Consider the following 1831-nt stretch of genomic DNA (forward strand, 5'->3'; position numbering starts at 1 on the left):
CCCCCCCCCCGCGGGGCTTTCGCGGGGCCGGGCCCCCCCCGGGGGCCCCCCCCGTTCCATCCATCGGAGGCCGGCGAGGCGCTGCTCGCCGGCCTTTTTCATGCCCGGGGTCTCTGCTGCCGCTCGATCCGCTCCTCCTGACGGCTCCGGCGGCCGGGTGTGGCTGTTCGGTCACAGCTCGTTGCAATTTCATCTTACATACATTCTAGGATGTATAATGCGATTGCTGCCTCCGCGAGGGCAGGATTATGGTCGCCGAAGTCTCGGGGCACTGATCGCGCCGGCCATCAGGGTCGAAACGGACTGTGCCTTCGATGACACAGATCGGCGCCGTTTCGGGGGACTCGCTTTCGACACGGCCGCCATCGCCCGACCGGCAGCGTCGGGTTCTGCCTGCAAGCCCCGATGGGCAGCCAAGACGGGGCAGGCAAGCAGGCGGGCCGAGAGGCGTCTTGAGCGAACCGCCCTGCATCGGTGTGGGGCCATAGGAGGGAAGAATGAAGAAGGTACTGCTGGGTGGTACGGCGCTCGCCGCCGCCGCCCTGATCGGCGCGATGCCGGCGTCGGCGGCTGACGCCACCAATGTGACGTCCGGTCTTGAGATGAAGATCAGCGGCTTCATCGGGTCTCAGGCGACCTTGTCGCTGGGCGACAGCGAGAACGACCAGTTCGACCGCGACTATGACTTCCAGTCGAACGCGCGGTTGCAGTTCGACATCAAGAACGTCACCGATTCCGGCCTGGAATACGGCGGCCGTATCCGCTTCGACTCGGTCAACCGCCGGGAAGACGTCCAGGTCGGTCGCACCTATGTCTACTTGAAGGGCGGCTTCGGTACGGTGACCCTCGGTAACGCGCCGACGGCGGCCGACGACTTCGGCTACCTCTACGCGCATGATGAGTTGAACGGCGACATGGGCCTGGGCGCCGGCTTCGGTGACCTGCTCGACGGCAATTACTACCTCGGCGGCGGCAACTTCTTCTCGATCGGCGCGACCTACCTCGCCGGTCTTAGCAATGCCGACACTCGCATCAAGTACACCTCGCCGACCTTCGACGGATTCAGCTTCGGCATTGACTTCACCCCGGTGGTCGGTGGTGCGGAGCACGCCGGCAACGGCGGCCGGAACGACCTGTTCAACGACGACGAGAGCTACTACGAGAACGTCGTCACGGGCGGCATCAACTACGAGCAGACCTTCGACGCGGTGTCCGTCCGGGTCACCGCCTCGGCTGCCTACGGCAACGGCACCCAGACGTCGTTCAGCGGTGCCAACCCGAACGGCAACGATCTCGAGGTCTACACCCTCGGCGGCCAGGTCGGCAGCGGCGGCATTGTCGCCAGCGTGAACTGGACGCACAACGAAAGCATCGCGGTTGCGGACAAGCCGGTCGACACCGTCATCGGCGACCTCAGCTACCAGTTCGGTCCGTTCCTGGCCTCGGCCTCCTACGCCTACACCTGGTCTGAGAAGGGCAACGGCCTGAACTCGTCCTTCGGCAGCGGCGAGGACCTCAAGGACAACCACCTCGCCGGTGTCAACCTGACCTACACCCTGGCCCCGGGCCTCAACACCTATGCTGAGGTCATCTACGAGAAGCAGAACTTCCGTCAGGGCGCCGAGTGGGAGTCCGCCAGCCTCGGCACCGGTATCGTCCTCGGGTTCTAAGACCCGGGACGGGCCTGGACCGCAAGGTCGGCTCGAGAAGACCGGGCGTGACGGACCACTCCTAACGGTCTCTGTCTCGTCCCCTCGAAGGCTGAAACGTCACGTCCGGTCGACGGAGGATGGGGGGGGGGGGGGCCCGCCCCCGCCGGTTTTTTTTTGGG

Annotated in this window: 1 protein-coding gene; it reads left to right on the top strand. The window is 65.4% G+C overall.

Annotation, left to right across the window (positions count from 1 at the left end; translation table 11 throughout):
- The first annotated feature begins 497 nt into the window (after positions 1–497).
- A complete protein-coding gene (locus tag AAHM41_RS40100; protein WP_342242238.1) occupies positions 498–1670 on the top strand; it encodes a porin in 1173 nt (390 codons plus the stop codon).
- Positions 1671–1831 lie beyond the last annotated feature (161 nt).

This window comes from Inquilinus sp. OTU3971, assembly GCF_038440215.1.

Coding starts and splice junctions, on each gene's coding strand:
- AAHM41_RS40100 (WP_342242238.1), top strand. CDS start 498: ATGAAGAAGGTACTGCTGGGTGGTACGGCGCTCGCCGCCGCCGCCCTG.